Here is a 24,806-nt window from a genome sequence, read left to right as displayed (position 1 = left end):
GTCAGTTCATGTCGCGATAATTCACGTCGAGCGACGGCCGCCCGGCGTCTTCGAACGAAGAGCCGTAGCGCGCCGGAATCGGCGTGTCGAACGACTTGAGATAGCGCTCGTAGGCCGCGCCCGCCTGCGCGCCGGGCATCGGCTGCGCGGGCGCCGACTCCGCGTTGCTTGCCTGAAGCGTGAGCCAGGCCTGCGTCGCATGGCCGATCTCGCTTGCGCTCTGCGCGCGCGTCGTGTGCTGCAATGCGCCGCAAGCCATGCACAGCACGAGCATGCCGATTCGTTTCATCCGCCTCTCCTCATCGTCGATATCAGCGTGACGCGACGCTCGCGCGCGCCGCATCGGCGACGCGCTTCGCATCGCCGCGAATCGCCTGCTGCACGTCCGCCGAAAACTTCTGCTGCGTCATCAGGCCCTGCGCGTTCGCCGCCTGCCCGCTCGCGAGCAGAAACAGCGCGACGTTACTCAGGATCTTCGGATTGTTCGGCGCGAGTTCGGCGGCCTTCATGAGCGGCACGCGCGCGCCCGCGACATCGCCCATGCGCAGCCGCGCGTAACCGAGATCGGACAGCGTGAGCGCATCGGTCGGCGCGCGCTTCGATGCGGCCTCGAAGCGTTGCGCCGCGCCCGCGAAATCGCCCGCCTCGCCCGCGAGCAGGCCGAGACCGCGCAGGCCGCGCGCGGCGAGCGGCGTACCGGCGAGGCGCGCATAGGCGGCGGCGCTCGCGTCGGGCTGGCCGGTCTGACGCAGCGCATCGGCGCGCAAAAGAATCGTGTCGGGCGATTCGCCGTATTGCTGCTCGTATGCGTCGATATGCGCGAGCGACGCGAACCAGAGCCCCTGCGTCTGCATCCGGTCGATGAGCGCGAGATACATGCCGGGCGTGTCGGGCGCGGCGTCCTTTTGCTGCGCCTGATCGAGCGCGGCCTGACGCTCGGCCTGAATGCCGACGCCATAACCGTTTTCCTGCTTCGTCGCGCAGGCGGCGAGCGTCGCGCAGATCAAGGGCAGAACGAGTGCACGAATCATGAGCATCCCTTTATCGATGAAGCGCCGAGAGCGAACGCACCACCGCGATGAAGCCCGGCCCCGCCGTGACGATCAGCAACGCCGGCAGGAGCGTGACGACCATGACGCCCGTCATCTTCACGGTGAGCTTGCCGATGCGCTCGCGCAGCAGCGCGCGGCGCGTTTCGCGCAGGCGGTCGCCGAATTGCCTGAGCGGCTCCTGCACCGCGCCGCCATGCTTTTCGACCTGAACGATGAGCCGCACGATCGCGGCGAGATCCTCGTTGTCGTAACTCGTCGAGAGGCGCTTCATCGACTGCTCGCGGGTGCGGCCGGTGGCGAACTGCGCCTGCGCGAGCGCGAGTTCCATCGATAGCACGGGCAGCACGTTCCTGAAGTCCTGAATCATCACTTGCAGGCTCTGATCGAGCGACAGCCCGACGCCTTGCAGGAGCCGCAGCAGATCGACGAACATCGGCAGTTCACTGCTTACCGCGCTCTGCCGCGCATTCGCCCGGCGGCGCACGAACCACTTCGGCGCCATGAAGCCCGCCGACAACGCCATGAACAGCAGCAGCACGAAGCGCGCGCCGTGCGCCGCGCCGTGCCCGAACATGAGCAATGCGAGCGGCGCCGCGAGCGCGCCCGCGATGCGCGCCGCGAGGAAATGGCCGCGCGCGCCGGCGTCGAGATAGCCGCAGCGTTCGAGCAGCCGACGATCCTCCTCCGCGACCGCGACGCGCCCGAACGGCGTATCGAGCCACGCGGCGCTCGCGCGGCCGAGCGCGGCGAGCACGCCTTTTCGCGGCGTGGTCTCCTTCGCGGGCGGCGTCGTCGTGCGCTCCTTCAACGCGTGATCGAGCGTGCGCGCCGAACGCTGCATGCGCGCGTAGCGGCCGAGCGCGAGCACGCCGCACAGACCCGCTGCGAGCGCGGCGGCTGCGAGCGCGAAAGCGCCGAGCAAGGCGGGCGTCATGTTCATGTCCTGAGCCTCGCGAGCCGGTACAGCAGCCATGCGCCGAGCATCTGAAGCGCGACGGCGACATACACGAGGCGCTTGCCGAGCGCGTCGCTCCACATCGCATCGAAATAGGCGGGGTTGGTCACGATCACCATCGCGCCGAGCAGGATCGGCAGGAGTCCGAGGACCCACGACGACAGCCGCGTTTCCGTCGATAGCGCGACCAACTCGCGGCTCGCCTGCTCCAGATCGCGCATCATCGCGGCCATGCGGTCGAGCATGACATCGGAGCGGCCGCCGTATTTCACCGATACGCGCAGCACCGAGCCGACGAGCTCGAGCTCGCGCACGCGATACATGCGCGCGACCGCGCCGAGCGCGTGATCGATCTCCGCGCCGGTGCGCAACATCGGCAGCGCGCGCTGGAGGCATTCGGAGAGCGGCGCTTCGGCGCTCGCGAGCGCGGCCTGAAACGCGGCGGGCACGCTATGGCCGATGACGATCATGCGCACGATGCCATCGAGAAACGGCGGCAGTTGCCGCACGATGCGCTGCTGGCGCTTCTGCGCGCGCCACGCGAGCCATGCGTACACGGCGGCGAGCACGAGCGCGGCGACGCCCGCGCCGATCACCGGACCGGCGCGCAGCGCGCACCAGAGCCCGGCGCACGCGGCGATGCCGAGCGTCGTGCCCGCGAGCGCGCGCGGACGTTCGATGCCCGCGCGATGCATCAGATTCGCGAACGCCGCACGCCCACGCGCAATGCCCGCCCCGATGCCATTCGGCGCCGCCGTGGCCGGCGCGCTCGCGACGGGCCGCGGAGCGTGTTGCGGCCGAGGCGCCTGCACTTGCCGATCGACGAAGCGCTCGGTCAGCGCGCGCTCGCGCGTATGCGTGCCGCGCCGCCACAGCATGAGCGCGGCCGCCGCGCACAGCAGCGCGAGCATCGCGATGATGGCGACGGCTCTATACATTGAAGCCCCCGCCGAAACGCCCCGAATGTCCGAAACCTTCCGACAGCGCGACGCCGAGCGCCTGCCGGAACTTCGCGAGCTTCGTCGAACTCGGATGGATGCCGAGCCAGGTCCAGCGATCTTCTTCGTTGCCGCTGGCGTCGACGGAAGGCTCGTAGCGATACAACTCCTGCATCGCGATGATGTTGTCGGAGAGCCCGGTCACTTCGGTCACGGAGAGAATGCGCCGCCGCCCGTTCGAGAGCCGTCCGATCTGCACGATGAAATCGATCGCGTTGGCGATCTGTCTTCTGAGGCTCGCTTCGGTGCCCTGAAAACCCGCAAAGCCCGCGAGCATTTCCAGCCGATAGAGACATTCGCGCGGCGAGCTTGCGTGGACGGTGCCCATCGAACCGTCGTGGCCGGTGTTCATCGCCTGAAGCATTTCGAGCACTTCGCCGCCGCGCACTTCGCCGACGATGATCCGGTCCGGCCGCATCCGCAACGTATTGCGCAACAGATCGCGGATCGACACGACGCCCGCGCCATCGAAACCGCCGGGCCTGCTTTCGAGCCGCACCACATGCGGATGATTCAGCGAGAGTTCCGCCGTATCCTCGATCGTCACGACGCGCTCGTGCTTCGGAATGAAGAACGCGAGCGCGTTCAGCAGCGATGTCTTGCCCGAACTCGTTCCGCCCGACACGAGCACGTTGCAGCGCGCGTCCACCGCCGCCTGCAACAGCGATGCAATGTCCTGACTGAACGTGCCGTTGGCGAGCAGATCGTCGGGGCGCAGCGGATCGCGCCTGAACTTGCGGATCGATACGACAGGACCATCGATCGACAGCGGTTCGATCACGACGTTCACGCGGCCGCCGTCGGGCAGGCGCGCATCGACCATCGGATTGGACTCGTCGAGCCGCCGTCCGATCGGCGCGAGAATGCGACGCACGATGCGCAGCAGATGCGCGTTGTCCGCGAAACGCACCGGAATCTTTTCCAGCATGCCGTGACGCGACACATACACGTCGCTGTAGCCGTTGATGAGGATGTCTTCGACGGCGGCATCGGCGAGCAGGTCTTCCAGCGGACCGAAGCCCGCGAGTTCCTTCGTCAGCGCCGCCGCAACCAGCCGCACTTCGCTCTCGTTCAGCGGCACGCGCCGCAGACGCACGAAGCTGTCCATCTCAAGATCGACGAATTGCTGAATCGCCTGACGCGACCATCGGCCGAACTCCGCGCCCAGTTCCTCGATGCGCGTAAGCAGATGCTCGTGCGCCGCCGTCGCCACATCCTGAAACTGCTGCGAATGCGCGAACGCGACGGCGTCTTCGGCCAGATCGTTCGCGAACGCGATGTCCTTGCTGAAGTCCTGAGCCATCGTCTATGACCGTCTGAGAAAGTTGGGAAGGAGATGCGCGACGTTGATCGCCGCGCGTGCGCTCAGCCGCCCGCCGCGCGCCTTCGGCTCGTGCGCGGCTTCATCGGGAAGCTCGCCATGCAGACGTGCGAGACGCGCGACCAGCGGTGCGAGCGCGCGCACGTAGGGATCGCGTTCGGCGCAATCGGCGAGGAGGCGCCCCTGATTCACCGCGCGGCCCAGCGCCTGCGCGCGCTCCGGCAGCACGCCGACGAGCGGCAGATCGAGCCGCTGCGCCAGTTGATCCGCGCCAAAATTCAGCGCGGCGTCGAACTTGTTCACGACGAGACCGATCTTCGCGGGCGGCGCGTTTTCATCGGCGGGGCGCAAGGCGTCGAGCAGCGCCATCGCCGACACCGCCGACGCGACGTTCGCATCGCAGACGAGCCATGCTTCGTCCGCGGCCTGCAAGGTCTCTCCGACGAATTCCGTATTCGAGAAGCCGCACAGATCGACGATCTGATGATCGAAATACGCGCGCAGCCGATTCAACGTGCTCACCGCCGACGCGAACGAGATCGCGCGCATCTCCGCTAGATCGGCGGGCAGCGTCGTGAGCGCGAGGCCGCTCGCGTGACGCGCGAACGCGGTGTTCACGAAGGTGTCGTCGAAGCGGCGCAGGTTGCGCACGGCATCGACGAAATGCAGCTCGCAGCGCATGTCGAGCAGGAGCGCGCTGTCGGCGGCGGGCAGGCCGAGATCGAGCAGCGCCATCGCGCGGCCCGCCCGCGTGCCGCGCCTTTGCAGACTCACCGCGAGATTCGCGGCGAGCGTGCTCACGCCCACGCCGACGCGCGCGCCGAGCAGCACCGTCAGCTTGCCGTGACGGCTCGGCGGCTCGCCGCGCGCAAGCGGCCGCTCGTCGATGAGGCGCTGCGTGATCGCGAGAACATCGTCGCCGGGCCCGCCGATATCGATGAAATCGCGCACGCCCGCGCGCAATGCCGCGAGCGCCGGCGCGGGCGTCGCCAGCGTGCCGAGCGCGACGATCGGCACGCCGGGAAAGGCATCGCGGGCCGCGTGGGCGAGCGTGCTCGCGCCGGCGTTGCTGAAATCGACGAACACGATCGCCGGCGCGCTTTCACCGATGCGCGCGACGAATCCCGCGGCATCGCACGGCGCGGCTTCGACCGCGCCCGCGTCCGCCAGCGCGTGTTGCAGCCAGTCGCGGCGCGCGGCGTCGGGGCTCGCGCAGAGAAAGCGCGTCGGCGGCGCGGAGGCGGCGCTCATCGCGAGAACCCCGGCGCGGCATCGGACGACAGCGCCCCGCCGATGAACGAACGCCACACCGGACCGTCGCGCTGTTCGGATTGCTGGCCCGGCGTCGACGGCAAGGCCGCATTCTTCGCGATCGGCGCGACGAGATGCGGCGTCACGATGATCACCAGTTCGCGATCCTGCTGCGAGTACTGCAAGGTCTTGAAGAACGCGCCGATGATCGGCAGATCGCCGAGCAGCGGCACCTTGTTGACGTTGGAGGCCGTTTCGCGATCGACCAGCCCGCCGATCACGAAGCTCTCGCCGTCGCCGAGTTCGACGGCGGTTTCCGCGCGGCGCGTGGTGAGCGCGGGCACCGACACGCCATCGATGGTGATCGCGTGCGCGAAATCGAGCTGGCTCGCCTCGGGCGCGACCTTGAGCGCGATGCGCTCCGGCCCGAGCACCGTCGGCGTCAGCGCAAGTCCAATGCCGTAGGGCTTGTAGACGATGGTCGTCGTGCCGAGCGATTGCGGCACCGGCACCGGAATCTCGCCGCCCGCGAGAAAGCTCGCGCTTTGCCCCGACAGCGCGACGAGCGTCGGCTGCGCGAGCACGCGCGCGAGGTTGTTGCTTTCGAGCAGGCTCAGGTTCGCGAACAGCCCGCGCGAGGTCGAGTTGAGCAGCAGATTGAACGCGGAGCCGATCGGCGATGTCGCGGTCACGGCGAGCGGACTGGTCGCGCCGCCCGTGACGCTCGTGAGCGCGCTCGGCGCGAAGGTGCCGAACGCGAAGCCCGCGTGGTTCTGCGAGAACAGATTGAAGCCCGCTTCCTTGAGCACGGTCTTGCTGAACTCGACCACTTTCACATCGACCTGGACGACGCTTTTCGTCGCCACCGCCGATGCATCGACGAGCGCGCCGTCCTTGCCCACCGACGCGCGTGCCGCCGCCACCGCGCGCTGATGCTTGTCCATCGTCGGCGTCGTGCCGGTAAGCACGGCGGTCTTGCCCAGCACACGCACTTGCGGCGCTTCGGCGTCGGCGAGCGCGGCACTGGCCGCCGCCGCGACCTCGACCGTGTACGACAGGGGCGCATCGCGGCCGCGTTCCCACAGCATCAGGTTCGTCGTTCCGGCCGATTTGCCGACGAGCAGCACGCCGCCGCCCTTCAGCACGTTCACATCCGCGACCGACGGATCGCCGACCGCGACGCGCGTGATCGTCCGTCCGCGCGCGAGCGGTTTCTGCGCGCCCGTCGATAGCGCGATGACGCTCGCGTCGGCGGCTGAAACCGCTTCGGATTGCGAAGCATCGCGCGATGCCGCGTACACATCGACGGCGAGCGCGGCCGCCACGCATGCGGCGAGCGCCGCGCTCTTCCATCGATTCGATCCGGTGCTGCGTTGCCGTTTTCTTGTCATCGTTATATATGGCCTGCGGTTCGTTCAATACGCGACGCGTTCCGCGCGGCCGCCGCGAATCACTTCGACCTCGTCGCTCGCGGGCGGCCGTGCGCTGCGCGGCTTATCGACGGCGCGCGCCGCGACGCGCGCGCCCGCGAGCGTGCCGAGCGAAATGCCCGCGGCTGCGCGATCGGCGGCGCTGTCGGGCCGCGCCGATGCATGCAGCGGCGCGAACGCGGGCGGCGCGGGCGCTTCGTCATCGGTTGCATTGCGCAGCGCGAGCACGAGGCGGCCCGCGCTTTCCGCGAGCGTGAGCGCGTCGATATCGGCGGTGCGGACGGCGAGCACCGCCGTGCGCGGGCTCACCTGAGCCGCGCTTTTTCCCTTGGTCTCGCCCGATCCGAGCGACGCGTCGCCCATGCTCAGCACACGCACCTTCGACAACAGCAGCCGCGCCTGCGTCGCCGCGATCTCGGCATCGCCGTTCGCCGCGCCGCCCTCGCGCTTCAGCGTGAAAAACACGTCGACGTAATCGCCCGGACGCACGTAGTTGCCGACCGCATTCGTCTCGTCGATGCGCACGGCCACCGCGCGCTCGCCCGCCACGACGACATCGGCGAGGCCGCTCGACAGCACGTCGGCGGTCAGCGGCGCGCCCTTTTGCACCGCCGAGAGCGGCACGCGTCCGACCAGCGCGGCGCTGTCGCCGAACGCGCCCGGCGACGATTCCGCCTGCATGCGCACCGTGAGCGCGTCGGCGTCGATGGCCTTGCCCGCGGGCAGATCGCGCGCCGCGACGACAACCGGCACGAGGCGCTGCGGCGTCGCCATCGCCGATGCATGCGCGGGCGCGCGGTCATGCTCCGGCGCGGGCGCGGGTTCGCGTGCGAGCATCACCGCGAAGATGCCCAGGATGAGCGCGAGCCCGAATAGCAGGATGGCGAAGGTGCGGGTGAGATGGGCCATGACGTCATCAGAAGTGGATGCGAACGCGCGCGCTCATAGCACGTTGTCCGGATCGAGTTGAACCATCGCGCGCGCGACGAGCGCATCGGGCAGCGCCAGATCGAAGAGCGGCAGCGTCGGCACGAGCGGCCGTTGCGCGTAGCCGTAATCGAGCGTGATCTCGATGCAGCGCAGCGTCGCGTCATACGCGCACGGCGCGGGCGCGGCGGTGCATTGCGCGAAGCCCGCGAGCCAGTTCGTCAGGCCCTTCGCGGTCTCGCAGGCGGCGGCGCCACGGCGCGCGAGGGCGTCGTCGACGCTCTGTGCGTTCGCCTGAAAGCGCAGCGCGGCGCGGGCGCCTTCTTCGGCCGCGAGCGTCAGCGATTGCTGCGCGACGAAGATGAGGCTGTAGGTGACGATCGCGTAGAAGACGACGAAGAACAGCGGAAACACGATCGCGAATTCGATCGCCATGTTGCCGCGTTGAGCGTGACGGCCGGGCCGGCGCGTCATGCGTGCGCTCCGGTCGCGAAAAGCGCGAGATGACCGATCGCGGCGGCCGCCAGCAACGCACCGTACGGCGTGCTGTTGCGCCTGCGTTCTTCGAGCGTCGCGGTGTCGGGGAGATCGCGCAATGCGAACACGGCGCGGCGGCGCGCGAGCAGCACGAGTGCATGCACGAACGCCGCGAGGCTCGCCGCGACCCAAATCCCGACGAGCGCACGGGGCCCGCACCACGCGCCCAGCACGGCGAACGCCTTGACGTCGGCGGCGCCCATCATGCCGAGCACATGAAACGGCATCAGCGCGACGAATCCCGCGCCGAAGCCGATGAGCGCGACGCCGATGGACGTATCGAAAGGAGAGATATGCGCGGCGGCAAACGCGAGCGCGCACGATGCACCCACGATAATGAGCGCATTCGGAATCAGCCTGCGCCGCCAGTCGAATATAACGATCGCGAGCGCCCAGGCGATAAATATCGCGGATTCGATTGAAAGCATGGCAAAGCGAAACCCTCATCCGGTTTAATACGGATGCTTGATTAAGAGACGCCCGATAATAGGAATGCCGCGCCGGAATTAACCGGCGCGAATTTCCGCGATTAGCCGATCAGGCGCGCACCGAATAACGGCGAATGCCGCTCATCGCTTCAGGACGTGGTTTTCGACAGCTCCGTCTTGATCGCTTCGAACGTGCTTTTCAGTTGAGTGGCGACATCGCCGACCGCCGTCATGATCCCGAGTGCGAGAACACCGGCGATCAGTCCATATTCGATGGCGGTAATCCCGCGGCGGTCGCGAATGAATTGCAGGATGTTTGCGTTCATTTTTATGTCCTCGGTCTGGTGCTGCTTCTCTCTGGCCGCATATGTTTTTCGTCCGTGCGTCGGGCAGGCGCGTGCAACGGCCCCGCCCGGACCACACGTCGAATGTGCATTACAACTCTGATTTTCTTGTCGCCTTCGTCCCTCTCGATAACACCTCGCGAACGTTTGCCAGGGAAAGAGGTTTCGGTTAGCCGATTTATAACGCAAGCCTATCTCAAAATCAATTATTGTCTGACCGTTTATTTGGATGCGCCCTTTGCGAATGCTGCATTTTGGCAACCGTATCCGGAATATCAGTAGAAGCAACTGTTTCGCGCGATCACAGACAGCATTTATTTCCTGCTTATCGGCAGCACAGCGCGATTGCGTAACCCATCGCGGCGTAACACGGCCAGCCGTTCGTAACGTTACATAAAGCGCTTCGGAACCGATTCACAAACGACCGCTAAAGCCCGCGCTATTACCTAAGTCCTTGACGCGTGGGATCAAATCGCTCACCGATTCATCGATCGCCCTCTTTGTCCGTGCGATGGCACACCTAATGCAGTTAATCGCCCGCGGTTCGTTCAATACAAGACATCGAGGGCCAAATGAATACGAGGAATATCGGACGCGAAATTCTGGCGAAGACCGTCGTCGCGGCGGCGGTCGCCAGCTTGCTCGCACTCAGCGCATGCGGCGGGTCAGGAACGATGAGCAAGTCGGCGGGTTCGGGCGCGGGGTCCGGCGCGATCTCGACCGGCGATGGCGGCGGCTCGGGCTCGGCTGGCGGCAGCGGTTCGGGAGCGGGGACGGGAACGGGATCGGGAACGGGGTCGGGCGGCGGTTCGGGGACCAGCACCGGCAGCACCGGTGGCGGCAGCGGAGGGACCGGCGGCGGAAGCGGCGGCAGCGGCGGATCGGGCAGCGGCTCGCCCCCTCAGCCCGTCGCGGCCGTCGCGGACAAGACCGGCAACGTGGTGTCCGCCGCGGGCGGCGCGGTATCGGGCGTCGGCACGGCGATCGGCTCGACGGCCGCGCCCGGCGTCGGCGCGGGCACCACGAAAGCCGCGGGCGATGTCGTATCGAATCTCGGCGGGGCCGTGTCCACACTCGGCGATGGCGTCTCGGCCGGGCTCGGCACCATCGGCACGAGCGCGAATCCGTTGGGCACGACGGCGGCGAGCCTCGGCGGCGGCGTCGAAAAGACGGGCGCGACGGTATCGAGCGCCGGCACGCTCGTCTCGAGCATCGGCAGCGGCGCGCTGTCGCCGCTCGCGCCCGTGACGACGCCTGTCGGCAGCATCGTCGGAATCGCGGGGAACGCCGTCACGCAGACGGGCGGCGTGCTCGGCCAGACGCTCACGACTACGCCCGTGCAACAACTCACGCAGACGGTCAGTCAGGCAATCACGCCGATCACCGCGCTCGCCGGTTCGACGACGCAGACCGTCGGCGCGGCGACCGGACTCGGCACGCCCGTCAACAATCTGCTGACGACGCTCGGCGGCACGCTCAACAACGCGGGCAAGAACATCGCCGCGACGGGCGGCAATCCGGTCACGGCGGGCGTCGGCAATCTCGTGTCGACGACGGGGCAGACGGTGGCATCGGCGGGCGGGCTGGTGCACGGCGCGCCGGGTGCGAGTCCGCTCGCGCCGCTGACGGGCGTGCTCGGCGGAGTGAGCGGATCGGGTGCGGGCGGTGTGCTTGCGCCCGTCACTGGGGTCGTCGGCGGACTGACGGGCGCGACCGGCGCGACGGGCGCAGCGGGCGGCGTGCTCGCGCCTGTCACTGGCGTCGTCGGCGCATTGACCGGCTCGCCGGGCGCCGCGGGCTCCGTGCTCGGCACCGTGACATCGGTGACAGGCGTGGTCGGCGTGACCGTCGCGGCCAACCAGGGATCGGCGACGGCGGGTGCGGGCGCAGGCGCGGGTCTTTCGACGACCACCGGCAACAACACCGGCAGCGCGAACAACGGCGGCTTGCTCGGCGCAGTGGGATCGCTCGTCGGCGGCGCGTTGGGAGGCACGCGGCGCTAGTCATCACGCTCACCGGGGCGCGAGGTCGATGAACGGCCTCGCGCCCCGCATCGACGAAGAACGCGACGACGTTCTCGCAACCCTACGAGGGCATCACAATGAAGATCCGTGAATGGACACGGGCGCTCATGCTCGCCGCGCTTGCGGCGCCGATCGCATCGCATCACGCTTACGCTCAGACGCAGCCCGCGCCGCGCGCGAATCTCGGCGGCAATCCGCTCGACGCGCTGCCGCAGGTCAACGCCCCGCCCAAAGCGCCGGTCTCGGTGAACGTCGCGCCGCCCGCCCCCGCGCTCGATGCGCTGCTCGCGCGTCATCTCACGCCGACGAAGATCGAGATCGAAGGCGTGAAGGCCCTGCCCTTCGAGCGGATCGCCGCGCGCTTCACGTCTTTCGTCGGCAAGGACGTGACCATCGGTCAGTTGATCGAGGCCGCGAACGGCGTCACCGCGCTCTACAAGGAGCACGGCTACGCGCTATCGTTCGGGTTCGTGCCGGCGCAGACGTTTCAGGACGGCGTCGTGCGCGTGACCATCGTCGAGGGATATATCGCGAAGGTCGTCGTGAAGGGGAACGCGGGCGCGGCGGAGAAACGCATCCGCGCGGTCGCAGAGCGTCTGAAAGCAGACCGGCCGCTCACGCAGGCGAGCTTCGAGCGCTATATCAACGTGCTCGGGATGATTCCGGGCGTGAAGACCAAAGCGACCGTCGCGCCGCCGCAGAACACCGATGGCGCGACCGCGCTCGAACTCGATGTCGAACGCAAGCCGTTCAATGTCAGCACCGGTATCGACTTCAATCATCCGGGCGTGCAGGGCATTCTGAGCGCGACGGAAAACGGCATGCTCGGCCTCGGCGAATCGCTTACGGCTTCCGCGCTGCTACCCAAAGGCCGCGACGATCAGACGTATTACGCGGTGAACGGCGCGTTGCCCATCGGGACCGACGGCTTCACCGCGAAGATCGATGCCTCGCATTACCACGGCCATCCCGTCGACAATCCGGGCCTGCCCTCCTATATCGAGCGCACGGTCGTGAACGACAAGCTCGCGTTTTCCGGCGTGTATCCGTTCATGCTGAGCAATGCGCGCAGCGTCGTCGGCACGGCGACCGTGTATGCGTCGCACGACGAAGACCGGCTGAAGAACACGATCGCCGCGGGCAATCCTTATCTGTCGCAGCGCTCGCAGATTCGCGTCGCGCAAGTGCAGCTCGATTACACCGGCATCGGCACGGGCGTCGTGCGGCGCGCGAGCTTCAATGTCGCGAAGGCGTTCGACGTGCTCGGCGCATCGAAGAGCGCGCAAACCAATATCGCGGGCTATGCGCCGGTCAATCCTGTTTCACTGACGTTCGTGCGCACCGGCGCGACCTACTCGCAAAGCAACGAATGGCCGTGGAAAATCGGCACGGTCGTTTCGATGACCGGCCAGTATTCGCCCGATACGCTGCCGACCTCCGAGCAGATCTCGTTCGGCGCGCAGCGTTTCGCGCTGGGTTATCAGCCGGGCGAGGCGTCGGGGGATTCGGGCTGGGGCGCGTCGTTCGAAGTGAACCGTCCGGTCGCCGTCGACATGACGTATCTCAGGAGCTTCACGCCATACGTGATGGTCGATGCCGCGCGCGTGTTTCTGCACGGCGGAACGGCGAATCCGCGCAGGTTATCCTCGGTGGGCATCGGCTTTCGGGTGTCGGATGCGAAGCACTACAGCATCGATTTGTCGGTGGCGAAGGCCGTGGGCGACGCACCGGTCGAGAGTTCGTCGCGCAGCCCGAGGATCAACGCGACGCTGTCGTATCAGCTCGACTGAAAACGCGGGAAGCGTCCCGCGTCCTCACGCTACGAATCGACAGATCATGGCGCCGACGCCGGGGCCGGCTTGCCGGCCTTCTGCGCGTTGATCTTCGCCTGCGCGTTCTGCAGATTCTGCGGATAGTTCGTCTGTTCGCCCGCCGGGTTGTAGCCGTTTTGCTCCAGTTGCTTCAGCTCGGCATTCTTCTTCGCGCGCGCTTCCTTGCGCTGGGCCTTCTTGATCTGCTTCGGCGTGGATGCGGCCGTGTCCTGCGCGTGCGCGACGGGTATCGCGACGAATGCGGCGACGGACAGAGCGAGGACGGCGAACGGTGCGGTGCGTTTCTTCATGATCGATCTTCTCCGGATGGATGGCGACAGTTGACAACAGCGCTTGCGTGGATCGCGCAAGCAATCCGCGATCCACGCGCGGCACGTTAGCACGACGCGCCGAAACCGGCAGAGGCGCCCACGACCGCTCACCGGTCCACGATGCGGCTCAGATTCCCGCGCACCCGTTGCAGCAGCGCGATCAGTTGCTCGCTTTCCTGCCGGCTGAAACCCGCGAGCGCCTCCGACGTGATCTCGTCACCGACGCGCCGCGCCTTGTCGAGCGCCTTTTCCGCCTTCGCGGTCATGCGGACCTGGCGTTCGCGGCGGTCGTCGGGATTGAGGCGCCGCTCGATCCATCCGCCCTCTTCCATGCGGTCGAGCAGACGTCCGGCGGAGATCGGCGCGACTTCGAGCAGTTCCGCGAGCCGCGCCTGATTCACTTCGCCGTAATGCGAAAGATAGGCGAGCACGCGGCACTGCGCGCGCGTGAGATTGAGCGATGACTTGGCCAATACGTCGAAACGATTGCCGCAGAGGCGGTCCACGTCCGCGACGAGAAAGCCGAAGCGTTTGTCGAGTTGGGTTTCCATCGCGCGATTATATGGAAGAGCTTTCGATGCGTGCAGTCGGCGCGCACCCGGTAATTGACCGATTGCGCCGCGTCGCGCACGGCCTATAATAAGCCTGCTTATCATCACCCTACTTACAAACGCCGCCAGTTCGCGGTCACGTCCATGTCCTCCGAAGTCTCCACGGAAAGCGCCGCGGCGCCCCTGAACCGCGGCATGCTGACCGTCTCGATCATGCTCGCGACGCTGATCCAGACGCTCGACAGCACGATCGCGAACGTCGCGCTGCCGCATATGCAAGGCAGCCTGTCGGCGTCGCAGGACGAAATCACGTGGGTGCTGACGTCCTACATCGTCGCGGCGGCGATTGCGACGCCGCTCACCGGCTGGCTTTCCGACCGGCTGAGCGTGAAAAAGCTCCTGTGCATTTCGATTGCGGGCTTCACGGTGGCGTCGGCGTTTTGCGGGCTGTCGGAGACGCTCACGCAGATCGTCGCGTCGCGGCTGTTGCAGGGCGTTTTCGGGGCGTCGCTCGTGCCGCTGTCGCAATCGATCCTGCTCGACATCAATCCGCGCGAGAAACAGGGCCAGGCGATGGCCGTCTGGGGCATGGGCGTGATGGTCGGGCCGATTCTCGGTCCGACGCTCGGCGGCTGGCTCACCGACAGCTACAACTGGCGCTGGGTATTTTTCATCAACGTGCCGATCGGCGCGTTCGCGCTCTTCGGCGTGATGACGTTCCTGCCCGCGCAGGCCGCGCGGCGCGCGGTGAAGTTCGACGCGTTCGGCTTCGCGACGCTCGGCCTCGCGATTGGCGCGTTCCAGGCAATGCTCGATCGCGGCGAACAGCTCGACTGGTTCGGCTCGATGGAAATCCGCATCGAGGCGCTGCTCGCGGCGCTCAGTTCCGTCTTCTTCATCGCGCATACGGCGACGGCCGGCGCGCGCTCGTTCTTCAAATACCAGTTGCTGAAGGATCGCAACTTCGCGACCGGCACGTGCTTCATCTTCGTGATCGGCGCGGTCATGTACGCGACGCGCGCGCTGTTACCGCCGATGCTGCAGAACCTGATGAACTATCCCGTCGCGACGACGGGCCTGGTCACGGCGCCGAGCGGCGCGGGCACGATGATCGCGATGCTCGTCGCGGGGCGGCTCCTGAAGCACATCGATGCGCGTCTGCTGTTGCTGTCGGGCTTCCTGATTTCGGCGCTGGCGCTCTGGCAGATGATGCATTACACGATCGTGCTGTCGGCGTCGGATATCGTGTGGCCGGGCGTGATCCAGGGCTTCGGGCTGGGGCTCGTGTTCGTGCCGCTGTCGGCGCTGACGTTCTCGACGCTCACGCCCGAACTGCGCGCCGACGGCACCGCCACCTACAGCCTCATGCGCAATATCGGCAGCAGTATCGGCATTTCGATCGTGCAGACGCTGATGACGCGCAACACGCAGGTCGCCCACGCGGACCTCGCCGCGCAGGTGACGCCGTTCAATCCGGCGATGCAGTCGATCCTGTCCGGCGGCTCCATGCAGGACATGGCGATGCTCAATCAGACCATCACGCAGCAGGCGTCGATGATCGCGTATCTCAACGATTTCAAGCTGATGTTCGTCGCGACGTTACTGGTGGTGCCATTGTTGTTGCTGATCCGGCCGGCGGGCAAGGGTTCCGCGGATGAATCGGTTGCGCATGCGGCGATGGATTGAGGGCGTCAGTGCTTTTTCGATAACGCCCTACACACTCACCTCCCCCCGCTCCAGCATCACCCCGAACGCATCGGCCGAAAGCGGCATCGCCAGCAAAAAGCCCTGCATCTCGTCGCACATCATGTCCTGCAACCGGTCGAGCTGCGAGCCCGTCTCGACGCCTTCCGCGACCACGTCCATGTCGAGCGAATGCGCGAGCGCGATGATCGCCGAGACGATCGCGCGCCCTTCCTGCCCGTTCTCGTCGAGTCCGTTCGTGAAGAAGCGGTCGATCTTCAACTGCTTCGCGCGAAAACGCTGCAAGTAGGCGAGGCTCGAATACCCCGTGCCGAAATCGTCGATGGCGATCTCGAAACCATTCTCCTGAAACGCGCGGATCATCTCGATGGTGCGCGGCGCGTCCTGCATCGCCACCGTCTCGGTGATCTCGAACATGATCTGCTCGCTTTGCACGCCTTCCTTGCGCACGATCGTCATGATGTTCTCGACGAGATCCGCCTCGTGCAACTGCCGCGGCGACAGGTTGATCGCCACCTTCACCGACGGACGCCCTTCCGCGCGCCAGTGCGCCAGATGCCGGCAGGTCTCGCGCACGACCCAGTAGCCGATCTGCACGATCTGACCGGAACGCTCCGCGATCGGGATGAATTCGAGCGGCGTCAGCGTGCCGATCTCCGGATGATCCAGCCGGATCAGCGCCTCCGCGCCCGCCAGTTCGCCGCTCCTGCCGCGGAACTTCGGCTGGAACAGCAGATAGAAATGACCGCCGTTCAACGCCTCGTGCAGCGCCTGCTGTATCTGCAAGGTGCGTACCGCCGCCTCGTTCATGCTGGCCTCGAAGAAGCGGTACGTGCTGCGCCCGCCGCGCTTCGCCTCGTACATCGCCACGTCGGCGTGCTTGAGCAGCGATTCGACGCTGTCGCCGTCCTGCGGATAGAGCGCGATGCCGATGCTCGGCATCACCTGCAACGGATGATTCCCGACGAGCAGGCCTTGTTTCATCGCTTCGAGGATGCGTTCGGCCATCTTCTCGGCATCGGTCGGCGCGTGCAGGTTTTCCAGCATCACGACGAATTCGTCGCCGCCCAGGCGCGCCACCGTATCGCCGCCGCGCACGCATTCCTGCAGGCGGCGCGCGAACGCCTTCAGCACCTCGTCGCCGACCGTATGGCCGAGCGAATCGTTGATGGTCTTGAAGCCGTCGATATCCATGAAGAGAATCGCGAAGCGGCTGCCGCTATGCTTCGCGTGCCTGATCGCGCGATCGATGCGCTCGTTCATCGTCCGGCGGTTCGGCAGGTCGGTGAGCGTGTCGAAGGTCGCCATGCGCACGATCTGGCCATTCAGTCGCGACACCGAGCCGGCGAGCAGCGCCGTGCGCGCGTCGAAGCGCGACAGCACGAGCGTGATGATCAGAATCGCCAGCGTAAACAGCACGATGGTGGTCGCGAGCCAGTTCGCATCGACGTCGTTGGCCGCGCCGCAGATCGAGCCCGGCAGGAACTCCGCCGCTGCATTGCCCGTGTAGTGCATGCCGGTGATCGCGATGCCCATCACCAGCGCCGCGCCCGCGCGCTTCCCCAGCACGTTGGTCTGGTTCGCGTCCGAGAGCGTGTGCGCGATCCACAGCGCCGCGCCCGAAGCGATCACCGCGATCGCGATCGACGCGGCGAACAGGCGCGGGTCGTACACGATCGCCGGTTGCATGCGCATCGCGGCGTCGCCGGTGTAGTGCATCGCCGCGATGCCCGCGCCCATCAGCAGGCTGCTCGCGATGAGACGTCGCGCCGTCAGCCGTCTGCTCGTGATGACGAAGAGCGCGAAGAACGACACGAGCACCGCGATACCGAGCGACCCGGCCGTGATCTTGAAGTCGTAGCCGAGCGGAATCGGCAGTTCGAAGGCGAGCACGCCGATGAAATGCATCGACCAGATGCCGATGCCCATCGACGCCGCTCCGCCCGCGAGCCAGATGTGCCGAACGCGCGATTGCGCGAGCGAGGCGATCCGGCCCGAGATGTCGAGCGCGGTGTAGGAAGCGAGCGTCGCGACTACGAGCGATGTCGCGACCAGCCAGAGGTTGTATGTGCCGTGCATAGTTGCGAATAGCCCGAAGACTCGATTGCGTGAGCGTCTTATCGGCTTACGTCCGGCGATCTTTAGCCCCGGATGAGGAATATTCGCAATGCGCTTTCGGCGAACGTCAAAGCTGCGAATCGAGCAGCGCGGCGACGTGCTCCAGCAGCTTTTCGGCGAGCGGACGGCGGCGCCAGTCGTCGAGCGTGATGCGTTTCGCGCGGGCGACGTCTTCATCGAAAATCACCGTCTGTTGGCGCGCGAAATCGCGGTCGTAGATATTCAGGTTGGCCTCGTCGTTGAGCTTGAACGAACGGCTGTCGAAGTTGGTCGAGCCGACCGACACGAGATACTCATCGACGACGATGAGCTTGCAGTGGAACATCGTCGGCTGATATTCGTACATTTCGACGCCCGCCGCGAGCAGGTCGCCCCAGCACGCGCGCGACGCCTCGCGCACCGTGTGCGTGTCGATGCGCTTGCCCGGCGTGATGATGCGCACGCGCACCCCGCGCTTCGCCGCCTCGACGATCGCGTTGATGGTCAGCTTATCCGGCACGAAGTACGCGCTCGACAAATGGATGGAGCGCGTCGCGGCGGTGATCGCCATGAGATACATCAACTGCATGTCGTCGCTGCCGCCCGAGGGCGAGCTGCTGAACATATGAGCGCAGCCTTCGCCCACGGCCTCGATGTGCGGAAAATAGGTCGGGCCGTGCAGCACGTTGCCCGTCGCCTTGATCCAGTTGTCCATGAAGACCGCCTGCATCTGCCCGACCGCGGGGCCTTCGACGCGAAAATGCGTGTCGCGCCAGTGCTTCTCGTCTTGCGCGTGCCCGGTCCATTCCTCCGCGATGCCCACGCCGCCCGTGAACCCGATGTGCCCGTCGATAACGAGCAGCTTGCGGTGAGTCCGGTCGTTCATGCGCCCGAGCCCTGTCCAGTGCGGCTTGTGATACTGGATGACCTCCGCGCCCGCGTCGCGCAGCATCTTCAGGTAGCGCTTGTCCATCTTCGACGAACCGACCCAGTCGAGCAGCACGTGCACCGCGACGCCCGAGCGCGCCTTGTCGGACAGCGCGTGTGCGAAGTCCTCGCCGATCGCGCCCGACCAGTAGATGAAGGTCTCGAAGGTGATGGTTTCGCGCGCCGCGCGGATGCCTTCGAGCATCGACGGAAAGATCGCGTCGCCGTTCACGAGCACCTCGAAGCGGTTGCCGCCGATGACGGGCGGCCCGAGCAGCAGGCCCATCGAACGGATGAATTGCGGATCGTCGCTCGTGTAGAGCCGCTCGATCTTGTGCTCGATCTTCTTCTCGCCGCTCGTCAGATTCGCGATCACCAGCACGACGACGAGCGTCACGACCACGGTCAGGATAATCAGGGCAATCGTCAGCATGCGTGGGCCTCGCGAAGCGAACATTCGTCCGGAATCATAGTGCAAGCAGGTTCCGGACCGCGCATGTTTCGACTTCGCTGCGCTTAGATCGGCGCTTCGATCAGCCCTTCGCGGGCATCCAGCCCTGTTCCTGGCCGAGCTTGGCGATCTGCTTGGCGATGGTGTCGCCGAGACGCTTCTCGTCGGACGACACGCCCGCGTGCTTCGTCTCCGACACGGCATGCAGCCCGCCCGACACCGCCAGCGAACTCGCGACATGCCCCGCCGCCGCGCCGACGCCCGCCATTTCCGCGACGCCCGGCGCGTGGCCGCTGTCGGCTTTCGCGTCGAACTGTTCGAGCAGTTGCGGCGCGCCATGCGCCGGCTTGAAGACGAGCTGCACGGTCGCGCCGACCTTGCTTTCGCCCGCGCCCAGGCCGATCACCATGCGGCGGCGGCGATTGCCCGCGTCGATCGTGTTGATGCTGCCTTCCACCACCAGCACGTTCTGGTCTTGCGGCGGCGGCACGTCGGCGCGGATCGCGCGCAGACCCATCGACTGGAGCTTCGCGACGATCTCGTTCGCGACTTCCTCGCGTGCCGCGACTGCATCTTGCGCCTGCTTCTGCGCCTGCGAGTCACCGGACATCGAGGAGCTGATCTTCGAGATCAGGCCGTGGTTGTCGAGCTTGACCTCGCTTGCATCGCTCGCGAAGGTGTAGACGTAGATGTTGTCGGGACGCACGGCGGGCGTGGCCGCGACGGTCTGCACATACTGGCCGCCGTACTGGTTGTATTGGCCCGATGCCTGTGCGGGATTGCTCGCGCAGCCGGCGAGCAGCGCCGTGCCGACGACCAGGCCGGCGAGCGCCGCGCCACGCGCTTTCTTGAAGACCGCGTTGAGCGACGAGAATTTGATCGAGCTGGACATGTTGCGCCTCCGTACCGGCCGCGCCGGCAATTAATGTGTGGATTCGTGGATGCGTGACACGCCTCTCGGTTCTCGCTGCTGCTTTCGTTCTCGATCACGCAGACGCAACTATGGGCGATGGCCGCGGCGGAGGCTATCGAGCATTTATGTCGCGGGGTTTCACGAGCCGCTAACGCCCGTGGGACAAGGCTTACGCGGATTCTGGAACCTAGCGGATCGATCGGATTGACGCGCCCTATCCAGGCGTGTTGTGACCGGCTTCATTGCGCCTCGATTCGAACCAGCGGCCGAAGCTGCTTTCGAATTTCATGCTGCCCTGATGGATCAGACTGGAACGCGTGTCGATGACCGGCCGCACGCCGATTCGCGCCACGCGCCGGCAGAACGCGTAATCCTCGGACAGATAAAAGCCCGTTTCGGGATCGATCATGGTGTCGAAGAACGCATAGTGGAAATCAGTGGCTCCACGCGTGGCGGTTACACCCAGATCGCTTTCGTAGGGCGTGTAGCGCAACTCCGGAAAGTGCCGCATGAGAGCGACGAAAACCTCGCGTTTGATCAGCATGAAACCGGTAGGCGCATCGACGACTTCGAGGAAACCGTCAGCGTCCGGGGCATCGGCGGCCACGCGTGCGCTGACCGGAAACCGTCCATAGCGCGCACGAAAATCGGAATGCCGCGTGCCTGCTGGCAATGCCGCTTCGAGACCGCCTTGCGGCCAGCCTTCTGTTTTCTTCGGATAGACGCCCGCCGCGACCAGACGGTCCGCCCGCACGAGCCGCAGCACGTCTGCGGCCGTGAAGCCGATATCGCTGTCGATCCACATCAGGTGCGTGAACTCCTCATTCGCGAGAAAGTTCGCGACCATCACGTTACGCGCCCGCGTGATCAGACTTTCGAAGTTGTTGAACCCCACGGTGAAGGTAATTCCGCTGTGGAAACGGCTGTTCACCAGATCGAGCAGGCCGTTGATGTAGCACGTCGTGGCGGAGCCTCCGTAGCTCGGCGTCGCGATATAGATATGCGTCGGCTTGACAGGCGCGTTCATGGGCTTCCACGGAGGAGATCGATTACGCGCAGTATAGTTTTTTTATTCTGTGATCCTAACTAGAAAGCTCCTAAGTGGAGGTTATATCTTCAATGATGCGCACGGTTGCTGCAAACCGGTCCGCTTCTGGTTACCATCCTCGGAACCCGTCGCGCAGGCGCGTCGACGCAATCCGCAACTCGTTCGAAGGAGCAGAGATGGATCTCAAGATCGCCAACAGGCTCGCGCTGGTATCCGGATCGACTAAAGGCATCGGTCATGCGATCGCCGTGGCGCTGGCGCGCGAAGGTGCGCGCGTGATCGTCAACGGCCGTTCGCAGGCGTCCGTCGATGCGGCGCTCGCGAAACTGCGCGAACTCGTGCCGAACGCGCAGGCCGAAGGCTTCGCCGGCGACGTCTCGGACGCCGCGCAGGTCGCGGAACTCGTGAAGCGCTTTCCTCAGGTCGATATTCTCGTCAACAACATGGGCATCTTCGATCCGAAACCGTTCGAGGAAATCGCCGACGAGGAATGGCTGCGCTTCTTCAACGCCAATGTGATGTCGGGCGTGCGGCTCGCGCGCGCGTATCTGCCGAAGATGAAGGAGCAGAACTGGGGCCGCGTCGTGTTCATCAGCAGCGAAAGCGGCATCCAGATTCCCGTCGAGATGATTCACTACGGCATGACGAAATCGGCGCAAATTGCGATCGCGCGCGGCCTCGCGGAAACCTGCGAGGGCACGGGCGTCACGGTCAATTCGGTGCTGCCGGGGCCGACGAGTTCCGAGGGTGTCACCGATTTCGTCGAAAAGCTTTCGGGCGGCAAGAGCTTCCACGACTTCGAGACGCAGTTCTTCGAGGAAGCGCGTCCGACCTCGATTCTCAAGCGCTTCATCACGCCCGAGGAAATCGCGAACATGGTGGCGTATGTGTGCTCGGAACTGTCATCGGCGACGAACGGCGCGGCGTTGCGCGCGGACGGCGGCGTGATTCGCGCGGCGTTCTGAGCTTATCGGCCGCCGAGTTCGCGCGCCCTTTCGAGCGCCTCGACGATGGCCGCGACGGTTCGTTCGCGCGCGGCTTCGTCGTTCTGGCGTAGCGCATACGACGGGTGATACGTCGCGACGACCCATTTGTCCCGATACGGCACGACGCGCCCGATATGCGCCGATAACGTCGCGCGTCGTCCGAAGAGCGCCGCCAACGCCGTCGCGCCGAGCGTGACGATCACGCGCGCGCCGACCTCGTGCAACTCCTGTTCGAGCCAGTACGAGCACGCTTCGACTTCCTGCTGCGCGGGCGTCTTGTGAAGACGCCGCTTGCCGCGCGGCTCCCACTTGAAATGCTTCACGGCGTTGGTCAGATAGACCTGCTCGCGCGGCATGCCGGCACGCTGCATCGCGTCGTGAAGCAGTTGCCCCGCCGGGCCGACGAACGGCTCGCCCTTCAAATCCTCCTGATCCCCGGGCTGTTCGCCGAGCAGCATGATGCGCGCATCGGACGGACCCGCGCCGCGCACCGCCTGCGTCGCGTTGCGCCACAGATCGCAGCGGCGGCAGGTGTCGAGCGACGTGGGGGCGTCGCGTTCGGGCTGTGCGTCCTGCGCCTGCACCTGCACCGCCCTGCCGCCGAGCGCGCCGACGCTTTGCGCCTGCGCGACGCGTCGTGCGCCGCCGCGCGCATCGCTCACGAGTTTCGGAATCAGCGCGCCTTCCGGCAGCCCTTTCCAGAAACGCACCGGCATATGCTGTTCGAGCGCGGCTTCGTTCAGGCGCGCGGGGTTGAAAATGCTGCCGTAGTAGGTCATCCAGAGCGCTTCGGTGGCGTCGGGCGTATCGACGGCATGTTCCGATGCCAGCGCGCGGCGGCGTTCCAGTTGCAGGCGCTCGCCGTCGAACATCGCGGCACCGTCGGGCGTCGCGATCAGCCACGTCGAGCGTCCCATGCGCGCCGCGAAATGCTCCGCGCCCCAGGCGAGCACGTCGTGTCCGGGCTCGTACCACGCGACGTATTCGGGCGCGCCGAGCGACGCCTCGCGCTGCCGGAAGCGCACGTACGCGATCATGTCGTGCTGTGCGCGGCGCACTGCCTTCGCCATTTTGTAGAGGCGCGCGCCGTCTTCATCGGCGGGCGATGCAACCGCGCGGTCGCCCTGCGCCCAACGCCAGAGAACACGATAGAGAAAGCTCCAGCGATGCGAGTCGCGGAAATGCGCGGCGTCCTTCAAGAGCGACGCGAGTTCGCGTGAGACGCGAATTTGCGGTGCGTCCGCCGCGTTTACCCCACTTACCGATTGCGCCGGTTCGCTGAACAGCGCCGGTTCCCCTTGCGGCGTGCGCCAGTCGATCGATTCGGGCGTGAGTCCTCGCGCGAGCGCATCGAGCGCGGCGGCGCGCCAAGCGTCGAAATCGTCGTCGATGAGAAGGACATGCATCAGATCAGCGAAAGCTGCACGGGCTCCGTCGCGAGCGCGCGCCGGAGATTGTCCGAGGGCGCCTCGCCGAGCGGCGGCCGGTAATCCGCCGTGACGACGAAAGGCTTCACCTTGTCCATGGCGCAGCGCAATTTCACGAGATCCTGATAGCGCACGCGCCGCGCGCGCCGCAACTCGACAATCCGCTTCGCGTTGCGCATACCGATGCCCGGCACGCGCGCGATCATGCGCGCGGGCGCGGTGTTCAGATCGACGGGAAAGCGGTCGCGATGCGCAAGCGCCCAACCGAGCTTCGGATCGATATCGAGCGGCAGATTGCCGGCGTCGGCGAGCAACTCGGCGGCCGCGAACCCATAGCCGCGCATCAGAAAGTCGGCCTGATATAGCCGATGTTCGCGCAAAAGCGGCGGCGCTTTCGACGGCACGCCGGATGGGCTGTCGGGAATCGGACTGAAGGCCGAGTAATAGACGCGCTTCAACTGATATGAGCCGTACAGCGTTTCGGCGGTGCCGAGGATCGTGCGATCGTCGGTGTCATCCGCGCCGACGATCATCTGCGTGCTTTGCCCCGCCGGCGCGAAACGCGGTGCGCGCGGCTCCGCTTCCGACTCCTCGCGCGCGACGCGGATATTGCCCATCGCCAGCTTGATCGTGCGGCCGCTCTTTTCGGGCGCGAGACGTTCGAGACTGATTTCCGTCGGCAACTCGATATTCACGCTCAGGCGGTCAGCGTAACGTCCCGCTTGCGCGATGAGTCCGGGATCGGCATCGGGAATCGTCTTCAGATGGATATAGCCGCGAAAATGGTGCTTCTCGCGCAGCGTCTTCGCGACGAGGCCGAGCTGCTCCATCGTGTAGTTCGATGAACGAATTACACCTGAACTAAGAAAAAGTCCGTCGATGTAATTGCGGCGATAAAAGTCCAGCGTCAGGCTAACGACTTCATCCGGCGTGAAGCGGGCGCGCGGCACATTGCTGGAACGGCGGTTGATGCAGTAACGGCAGTCGTAGAGACAAAAGTTCGTCAACAAAATCTTGAGCAGCGAGACGCAGCGGCCATCCGGCGTGAAGCTGTGGCAAATGCCTGAGCCGGTGCTGGCGCCGAGGCCGTCGATGCCGCGCGACTCGCGTTTCGGCGCGCCGCCGCTCGCGCATGACGCGTCGTATTTTGCAGCGTCGGCGAGGATTTCGAGCTTTTCGGAGAGATCCATCTTGAATATGATACTGTATGTATATACAGTATCTCACGAGAGGTAAGGAGTCAAACGCAAATATGCTTGCGCACGCTTCGCGCCTGCCCGCGAGTCATCTTC

23 protein-coding genes are annotated in these 24,806 nt (G+C 65.9%); 4 read left to right on the top strand and 19 right to left on the bottom strand.

The window, feature by feature from the left end; genetic code table 11:
- Window position 1: 1 nt before the first annotated feature.
- From PQR08_RS20255 to PQR08_RS20205, 11 genes are all read right to left on the bottom strand, one after another.
- On the bottom strand, window positions 2–274 hold the full coding sequence (locus PQR08_RS20255; protein WP_250486166.1) for a DUF3613 domain-containing protein: 273 nt from the start codon (window positions 272–274) through the stop codon (window positions 2–4).
- Between the two features lie 37 nt (window positions 275–311).
- A complete protein-coding gene (locus PQR08_RS20250; protein ID WP_250486109.1) occupies window positions 312–1,031 on the bottom strand; it encodes a tetratricopeptide repeat protein in 720 nt (239 codons plus the stop codon).
- Window positions 1,032–1,041: 10 nt separating this feature from the next.
- Window positions 1,042–1,986, bottom strand: a complete 945-nt coding sequence (locus PQR08_RS20245; RefSeq protein ID WP_250486165.1) for a type II secretion system F family protein — start codon at window positions 1,984–1,986, stop codon at window positions 1,042–1,044.
- A 2-nt stretch (window positions 1,987–1,988) separates the two neighbouring features.
- Entirely contained in the window at window positions 1,989–2,945 is a 957-nt protein-coding gene (locus tag PQR08_RS20240; RefSeq protein ID WP_250486108.1) for a type II secretion system F family protein, read from the bottom strand.
- Window positions 2,938–4,308 carry a TadA family conjugal transfer-associated ATPase gene (locus PQR08_RS20235; protein WP_187604353.1) on the bottom strand — a complete coding sequence of 457 codons (1,371 nt, stop codon included), beginning with the start codon at window positions 4,306–4,308 and terminating at the stop codon, window positions 2,938–2,940. The genes PQR08_RS20240 and PQR08_RS20235 overlap by 8 nt, the downstream gene beginning before the upstream one ends.
- Before the next feature lie 3 nt (window positions 4,309–4,311).
- Window positions 4,312–5,577, bottom strand: a complete 1,266-nt coding sequence (locus PQR08_RS20230; protein ID WP_250486106.1) for a fimbrial protein — start codon at window positions 5,575–5,577, stop codon at window positions 4,312–4,314.
- A complete protein-coding gene (locus tag PQR08_RS20225) occupies window positions 5,574–6,968 on the bottom strand; it encodes a type II and III secretion system protein family protein (RefSeq protein WP_250486105.1) in 1,395 nt (464 codons plus the stop codon). Before PQR08_RS20225 ends, PQR08_RS20230 begins: the two co-directional genes overlap by 4 nt.
- Window positions 6,969–6,992: 24 nt before the next feature.
- Window positions 6,993–7,916, bottom strand: a complete 924-nt coding sequence (gene cpaB / locus PQR08_RS20220; protein WP_250486104.1) for a Flp pilus assembly protein CpaB — start codon at window positions 7,914–7,916, stop codon at window positions 6,993–6,995.
- Between the two features lie 33 nt (window positions 7,917–7,949).
- Complete coding sequence (locus PQR08_RS20215) at window positions 7,950–8,408, bottom strand: TadE/TadG family type IV pilus assembly protein (protein ID WP_250486103.1); 459 nt, start codon at window positions 8,406–8,408, stop codon at window positions 7,950–7,952.
- Entirely contained in the window at window positions 8,405–8,899 is a 495-nt protein-coding gene (locus tag PQR08_RS20210) for an A24 family peptidase (protein WP_238290724.1), read from the bottom strand. The genes PQR08_RS20215 and PQR08_RS20210 overlap by 4 nt, the downstream gene beginning before the upstream one ends.
- A 149-nt stretch (window positions 8,900–9,048) precedes the next feature.
- Window positions 9,049–9,225 carry a Flp family type IVb pilin gene (locus PQR08_RS20205; RefSeq protein ID WP_187604359.1) on the bottom strand — a complete coding sequence of 59 codons (177 nt, stop codon included), beginning with the start codon at window positions 9,223–9,225 and terminating at the stop codon, window positions 9,049–9,051.
- Window positions 9,226–9,815: 590 nt separating this feature from the next.
- Between PQR08_RS20205 and PQR08_RS20200 the strand changes: the two genes are divergently transcribed.
- Window positions 9,816–11,246: a collagen-like triple helix repeat-containing protein gene (locus tag PQR08_RS20200; RefSeq protein WP_250486102.1), complete on the top strand. Its 1,431-nt coding sequence runs from the start codon at window positions 9,816–9,818 to the stop codon at window positions 11,244–11,246.
- A gap of 98 nt (window positions 11,247–11,344) precedes the next feature.
- Window positions 11,345–13,057 (top strand): ShlB/FhaC/HecB family hemolysin secretion/activation protein, encoded by a 1,713-nt coding sequence (locus PQR08_RS20195; RefSeq protein WP_250486101.1) that lies wholly within the window; start codon window positions 11,345–11,347, stop codon window positions 13,055–13,057.
- Between the two features lie 44 nt (window positions 13,058–13,101).
- Here the strand turns inward: PQR08_RS20195 and PQR08_RS20190 are convergent, their stop codons facing one another.
- Together PQR08_RS20190 and PQR08_RS20185 are read right to left on the bottom strand one after the other, a co-directional pair.
- Complete coding sequence (locus PQR08_RS20190; RefSeq protein ID WP_250486100.1) at window positions 13,102–13,389, bottom strand: DUF4148 domain-containing protein; 288 nt, start codon at window positions 13,387–13,389, stop codon at window positions 13,102–13,104.
- A 128-nt stretch (window positions 13,390–13,517) separates the two neighbouring features.
- Complete coding sequence (locus PQR08_RS20185; protein WP_035509686.1) at window positions 13,518–13,961, bottom strand: MarR family winged helix-turn-helix transcriptional regulator; 444 nt, start codon at window positions 13,959–13,961, stop codon at window positions 13,518–13,520.
- 144 nt (window positions 13,962–14,105) lie between these two features.
- Between PQR08_RS20185 and PQR08_RS20180 the strand changes: the two genes are divergently transcribed.
- Window positions 14,106–15,647: a DHA2 family efflux MFS transporter permease subunit gene (locus tag PQR08_RS20180; protein ID WP_250486099.1), complete on the top strand. Its 1,542-nt coding sequence runs from the start codon at window positions 14,106–14,108 to the stop codon at window positions 15,645–15,647.
- Between the two features lie 27 nt (window positions 15,648–15,674).
- Here the strand turns inward: PQR08_RS20180 and PQR08_RS20175 are convergent, their stop codons facing one another.
- From PQR08_RS20175 to PQR08_RS20160, 4 genes are all read right to left on the bottom strand, one after another.
- Entirely contained in the window at window positions 15,675–17,744 is a 2,070-nt protein-coding gene (locus PQR08_RS20175) for a putative bifunctional diguanylate cyclase/phosphodiesterase (protein WP_187604364.1), read from the bottom strand.
- A gap of 106 nt (window positions 17,745–17,850) precedes the next feature.
- On the bottom strand, window positions 17,851–19,122 hold the full coding sequence (gene cls, locus PQR08_RS20170; RefSeq protein ID WP_238290709.1) for a cardiolipin synthase: 1,272 nt from the start codon (window positions 19,120–19,122) through the stop codon (window positions 17,851–17,853).
- A 100-nt stretch (window positions 19,123–19,222) separates the two neighbouring features.
- Entirely contained in the window at window positions 19,223–20,032 is an 810-nt protein-coding gene (locus tag PQR08_RS20165) for a DUF4410 domain-containing protein (RefSeq protein WP_250486098.1), read from the bottom strand.
- Window positions 20,033–20,267: 235 nt separating this feature from the next.
- Entirely contained in the window at window positions 20,268–21,080 is an 813-nt protein-coding gene (locus tag PQR08_RS20160) for a hypothetical protein (protein WP_250486097.1), read from the bottom strand.
- Window positions 21,081–21,277: 197 nt separating this feature from the next.
- Here PQR08_RS20160 and PQR08_RS20155 point away from each other — a divergent pair, with 197 nt between their 5' ends.
- On the top strand, window positions 21,278–22,066 hold the full coding sequence (locus tag PQR08_RS20155) for an SDR family NAD(P)-dependent oxidoreductase (protein ID WP_250486096.1): 789 nt from the start codon (window positions 21,278–21,280) through the stop codon (window positions 22,064–22,066).
- 2 nt (window positions 22,067–22,068) lie between these two features.
- On the opposite strand, the gene PQR08_RS20150 is transcribed toward PQR08_RS20155, so the two are convergent.
- Both PQR08_RS20150 and PQR08_RS20145 read right to left on the bottom strand, forming a co-directional pair.
- Window positions 22,069–23,493, bottom strand: a complete 1,425-nt coding sequence (locus PQR08_RS20150) for a UdgX family uracil-DNA binding protein (protein WP_250486095.1) — start codon at window positions 23,491–23,493, stop codon at window positions 22,069–22,071.
- Complete coding sequence (locus PQR08_RS20145) at window positions 23,493–24,704, bottom strand: putative DNA modification/repair radical SAM protein (protein WP_238216204.1); 1,212 nt, start codon at window positions 24,702–24,704, stop codon at window positions 23,493–23,495. Before PQR08_RS20145 ends, PQR08_RS20150 begins: the two co-directional genes overlap by 1 nt.
- Window positions 24,705–24,806 lie beyond the last annotated feature (102 nt).

Source organism: Caballeronia jiangsuensis (assembly GCF_046030135.1).
GTDB classification, from domain to species: domain Bacteria; phylum Pseudomonadota; class Gammaproteobacteria; order Burkholderiales; family Burkholderiaceae; genus Caballeronia; species Caballeronia jiangsuensis.
Note: the sequence above shows the minus strand (reverse complement) of the source record. Positions and strands in the feature narration are given on the sequence as shown.

Coding starts and splice junctions, on each gene's coding strand:
- PQR08_RS20200 (WP_250486102.1), top strand. CDS start 9,816: ATGAATACGAGGAATATCGGACGCGAAATTCTGGCGAAGACCGTCGTC.
- PQR08_RS20245 (WP_250486165.1), bottom strand. CDS start 1,986: ATGACGCCCGCCTTGCTCGGCGCTTTCGCGCTCGCAGCCGCCGCGCTC.
- PQR08_RS20180 (WP_250486099.1), top strand. CDS start 14,106: ATGTCCTCCGAAGTCTCCACGGAAAGCGCCGCGGCGCCCCTGAACCGC.
- PQR08_RS20235 (WP_187604353.1), bottom strand. CDS start 4,308: ATGGCTCAGGACTTCAGCAAGGACATCGCGTTCGCGAACGATCTGGCC.
- PQR08_RS20210 (WP_238290724.1), bottom strand. CDS start 8,899: ATGCTTTCAATCGAATCCGCGATATTTATCGCCTGGGCGCTCGCGATC.
- PQR08_RS20150 (WP_250486095.1), bottom strand. CDS start 23,493: ATGCATGTCCTTCTCATCGACGACGATTTCGACGCTTGGCGCGCCGCC.
- PQR08_RS20215 (WP_250486103.1), bottom strand. CDS start 8,408: ATGACGCGCCGGCCCGGCCGTCACGCTCAACGCGGCAACATGGCGATC.
- PQR08_RS20240 (WP_250486108.1), bottom strand. CDS start 2,945: ATGTATAGAGCCGTCGCCATCATCGCGATGCTCGCGCTGCTGTGCGCG.
- PQR08_RS20165 (WP_250486098.1), bottom strand. CDS start 20,032: ATGTCCAGCTCGATCAAATTCTCGTCGCTCAACGCGGTCTTCAAGAAA.
- PQR08_RS20185 (WP_035509686.1), bottom strand. CDS start 13,961: ATGGAAACCCAACTCGACAAACGCTTCGGCTTTCTCGTCGCGGACGTG.
- PQR08_RS20155 (WP_250486096.1), top strand. CDS start 21,278: ATGGATCTCAAGATCGCCAACAGGCTCGCGCTGGTATCCGGATCGACT.
- PQR08_RS20160 (WP_250486097.1), bottom strand. CDS start 21,080: ATGAACGCGCCTGTCAAGCCGACGCATATCTATATCGCGACGCCGAGC.
- PQR08_RS20230 (WP_250486106.1), bottom strand. CDS start 5,577: ATGAGCGCCGCCTCCGCGCCGCCGACGCGCTTTCTCTGCGCGAGCCCC.
- cpaB (WP_250486104.1), bottom strand. CDS start 7,916: ATGGCCCATCTCACCCGCACCTTCGCCATCCTGCTATTCGGGCTCGCG.
- PQR08_RS20145 (WP_238216204.1), bottom strand. CDS start 24,704: ATGGATCTCTCCGAAAAGCTCGAAATCCTCGCCGACGCTGCAAAATAC.
- PQR08_RS20250 (WP_250486109.1), bottom strand. CDS start 1,031: ATGATTCGTGCACTCGTTCTGCCCTTGATCTGCGCGACGCTCGCCGCC.
- cls (WP_238290709.1), bottom strand. CDS start 19,122: ATGCTGACGATTGCCCTGATTATCCTGACCGTGGTCGTGACGCTCGTC.
- PQR08_RS20255 (WP_250486166.1), bottom strand. CDS start 274: ATGCTCGTGCTGTGCATGGCTTGCGGCGCATTGCAGCACACGACGCGC.
- PQR08_RS20175 (WP_187604364.1), bottom strand. CDS start 17,744: ATGCACGGCACATACAACCTCTGGCTGGTCGCGACATCGCTCGTAGTC.
- PQR08_RS20205 (WP_187604359.1), bottom strand. CDS start 9,225: ATGAACGCAAACATCCTGCAATTCATTCGCGACCGCCGCGGGATTACC.
- PQR08_RS20195 (WP_250486101.1), top strand. CDS start 11,345: ATGAAGATCCGTGAATGGACACGGGCGCTCATGCTCGCCGCGCTTGCG.
- PQR08_RS20225 (WP_250486105.1), bottom strand. CDS start 6,968: ATGACAAGAAAACGGCAACGCAGCACCGGATCGAATCGATGGAAGAGC.
- PQR08_RS20190 (WP_250486100.1), bottom strand. CDS start 13,389: ATGAAGAAACGCACCGCACCGTTCGCCGTCCTCGCTCTGTCCGTCGCC.